We start from the raw sequence: 3042 nt of genomic DNA on the forward strand, positions 1-3042 counted from the left end.
CGACACCTTCGACGCTGTGCACGGAGGCCAACAGCTTCGCCTGTTCAATGCCCACCATGACGAGTACGGCTTCCAGCCGATCGTCATGTTCGATGGTGCGGGACGGTTCGTCAGCGCGATCCTGCGACCGGCCAAGCGGCCGAGTGGGGCTGAGATCCGCCCCCACCTGCGCCGTCTGGTGCGGGCGATCCGGATCAACTGGCCGAACATTCGAATCCTGCTCCCCGGCGATAGCCATTATTGCAACCCGCAGGTCATCGACCGGTGCCGCGCCAACGACGTCGACTTCATCTTTGGCCTCGCGCCCACCACGACCCTGCGCAAGCATGTCGCGGATCTGGAGGCCAGCACGACGGCGCGCTTCGAAGCGTCGGCCAAGACAGGCAAGGTCCGCAGGTTCAAGGAGTTCGTTGACGGCGCCCGCGGCGCGGCCGGGCCGGCAGCACTCAGGCGACTATAACGGGCGCAGAGCCGACCCTGCGGCTTCCAGACATTGTCGTGTACAGCTTCAGACCCTCAAGCCGAGCCCGCAGGGCCTCGCTTACCTTTTACGGGGCGGCGGTACGTCCAAGCCGCTTCAACAGTTAAGAATTTCGCAAAGACGATACCCCCGGATCGTCGAGCTTCCGCTGCCACTTCCCGCATTCGCCGAGGCGGTCAATGACCCGCCCTTCACAATAGTTATCCGGCAAGCATCTGGATGCGAGAGATAATGTTGCCGGAGGCATCTCTCATGGCTTCTACACCTGCCTGAACGCCAGAACCGCGTTCGTGCCGCCAAAGGCGAAGGAGTTGCTCAGTGCCACGCGCACCTTGCGCTCGCGTGCCACATTGGGCGTGACGTCGAGATCGCAATCGGGGTCCAGCTCACGATAATTGGCAGTCGGCGGCACGACGCTCTCGCGGATAGCCATCACGCAGGCGATCAACTCGAGCGCGCCGGACGCGCCGAGGCAATGCGCGTGCATGGACTTGGTAGAAGAAATGGACATTGAGAAGGCGTGCTGACCGAAGACGCGCTTGATCGCCGCCGTCTCGATCTGGTCGTTGGCCTTGGTGCCGGTGCCGTGCGCGTTGAGATAGTCGACATCCTCGGCGTCCAGCCTGGCATCGGCAAGGCAGGCCCGCATTGCTGCCTCCGGCCCCTCGACAGTCGGCGCGACGATGTCGGACGCATCGGCGGAAAGGCCGGCACCGGCAATTTCGGCAAGGATGGTGGCGCCCCGAGCCAGGGCATGCTCGTAGCTTTCCAGCACCGCCATGCCGGCGCCTTCACCAAGCGACAGGCCCTGGCGATCGGCCGAGAATGGCCGGCAAGTATCGGGCGAAAGCACGCGGATCGCTTCCCATGCCTTCAGCACACCCCATATGAGCGGCGCTTCGCTGCCGCCGGCAAGCATCACGTCGGCCCGGCCGAGCCTGATCTGGTCCACCGCGCAGGCAATCGCATGGTTTGCCGAGGAACAGGCGGACGTGACGCCGAAGACCGGCCCGCGCAGGCCGAGACTCATGCTGACCTGGCCGGCAGCGGCACCCGGCATCGCCTTGGGTACAGTCAAGAGAGCGGCACGCTTACCGCCCAGAAGGATGGCGCGGTAGGTTTGCTCGATCGCATCCCACCCGCAGCCGCCAACGCCCACCGTCGCACCGAAGCGATAGCTATTTCCCTCTTTGGAGGAAAGTCCGGCCTGACGCATGGCTTCGCGCGCCGCAAGCACAGCGAGCAGGCTGAAGCGGTCCATGGAGATGAGTTGCTTGCCGTCGATGTCATGCTCCGGCAGCGCCTTGATCTCGGCACCGATCCTGACCCTCAATTCATGGAGCTCGGAGTTGACGATTGGGCCGATGGCGGAGCGGCCTTCTCGCATCTCTGTCCAAATGGCGGCGGCGTTGGTCCCAAGCCCGCAAATACCGCCAATCCCAGTAATCACGACGCGCCTGTCCATTCACACCCCCTTAGCGAGCAAGCTGCGCACGGCTTCCACCATGTCCCCAACATTCTGGAGATCCGACCATGCCTCGGCCGTATTCATCTCGATCTGGATGCCGTAGGCCTGCTCCAGGTCCCAGAGAACGTCCGCCAATCCCAGTGAATCGATACCGAGCGAAGTCAGTCCCGTGGCAGCCGTTATCTCGCCGCCTGTGGCAGGCGCTATGCCGCCCTCCGACGCGGCGCGCTTCTTGATAATGGCGATTATTTCGTTGGCGAGTTGATCTGCCATCTTGTTCCTTTCCAGCTTGCGTTTTCGGCGTCGTTCAAAACCCGAGTCGCGTCGCGTTGCCAAAATTGCCCCTCATAGAGCCTGTGCGACCGACCAAGCCCAATGCCCATAGGAACCGGACGAGTTCCGGCTTCTGCGGCGTCAGCCCGATGACGAAGAAAAGTCGCCGGCCTCCCGCTTTTGCGCCAGCACATCAAGAATCTGCGTGTAAATGGATAGGAACCGTCGTCAAACGTCAGCTAAACGCTGCGACGGTGGGTGCTGTCAGCGTATTCACTCGGCACCTCATATGTAATCGAGATGTTTCATAGCTCCGGACCAGTTGCGATCAACTATTGTACCGGTCCGCCATTCGTCGGAGAGTTCGACATGATCGGAGCGCTGCTTCTCATTCCCAGTACAATCTCCACCGCACGCGACAGATTTCCTCTTTCGGGCTCTTCTCAAGGGACTCGCCACGCGATAGAGGCAGTGATCGGCGCACGTGAGGTCCTGCCAAGTCCATGCGACATTCCGGAAAATTGGTAAAATCGTTTGTTTCAATCAAATGCATCCACGCTATGGATAGCTAAGACATGCGTTTCAAAGGGCTCGATCTGAATCTTCTCGTCGTTCTCGACGCGCTGCTGAGCGAGCGCGGCCTCACGGCGGCGGCACGCCGCATCAACCTAACCAAATTCATGGGGGTTGGTGGATGTGGCGCAAGCCGTTGAAATGACGTAGGATTTGGTTGCCTAAGCCGATCCGAACCATTTCCCGGAGACCACACCCACCATGAACGATCTTGCGCTGCCGCTGAGCGGTTTGTCATCAGTCGGCG

General features: G+C 61.4%; 2 protein-coding genes and 3 pseudogenes. 3 read left to right on the forward strand and 2 right to left on the reverse strand.

The genetic code is table 11. From position 1 onward, the window contains the following. Positions 1 to 421: pseudogene (locus tag NKJ23_RS34295) on the forward strand (transposase); the annotation flags it as partial. A 168-nt stretch (positions 422 to 589) separates the two neighbouring features. Further along, positions 590 to 754: pseudogene (locus tag NKJ23_RS34300) on the forward strand (LysR family transcriptional regulator); the annotation flags it as partial. On the opposite strand, the gene NKJ23_RS34305 reads toward NKJ23_RS34300, so the two are convergent. Together NKJ23_RS34305 and NKJ23_RS34310 are read right to left on the reverse strand one after the other, a co-directional pair. Next, positions 741 to 1946 carry a beta-ketoacyl-[acyl-carrier-protein] synthase family protein gene (locus NKJ23_RS34305; RefSeq protein WP_352453892.1) on the reverse strand — a complete coding sequence of 402 codons (1206 nt, stop codon included), beginning with the start codon at positions 1944 to 1946 and terminating at the stop codon, positions 741 to 743. The pseudogene NKJ23_RS34300 and the gene NKJ23_RS34305 sit on opposite strands and share 14 nt — an antisense overlap. Beyond that, positions 1947 to 2222, reverse strand: a complete 276-nt coding sequence (locus NKJ23_RS34310; protein ID WP_352458906.1) for an acyl carrier protein — start codon at positions 2220 to 2222, stop codon at positions 1947 to 1949. 575 nt (positions 2223 to 2797) lie between these two features. On the opposite strand from NKJ23_RS34310, the pseudogene NKJ23_RS34315 reads away from it, so the two are divergent. Next, positions 2798 to 2899: pseudogene (locus tag NKJ23_RS34315) on the forward strand (LysR family transcriptional regulator); the annotation flags it as partial. Positions 2900 to 3042 lie beyond the last annotated feature (143 nt).

Origin of the sequence: Mesorhizobium sp. M0184 (assembly GCF_040322215.1) — a bacterium.
Lineage (GTDB): Bacteria > Pseudomonadota > Alphaproteobacteria > Rhizobiales > Rhizobiaceae > Mesorhizobium.

What these genes read in the sequence shown, in the direction of transcription:
- NKJ23_RS34305 (WP_352453892.1), bottom strand. Translation starts at nt 1,946, where the DNA reads ATGGACAGGCGCGTCGTGATTACTGGGATTGGCGGTATTTGCGGGCTT.
- NKJ23_RS34310 (WP_352458906.1), bottom strand. Translation starts at nt 2,222, where the DNA reads ATGGCAGATCAACTCGCCAACGAAATAATCGCCATTATCAAGAAGCGC.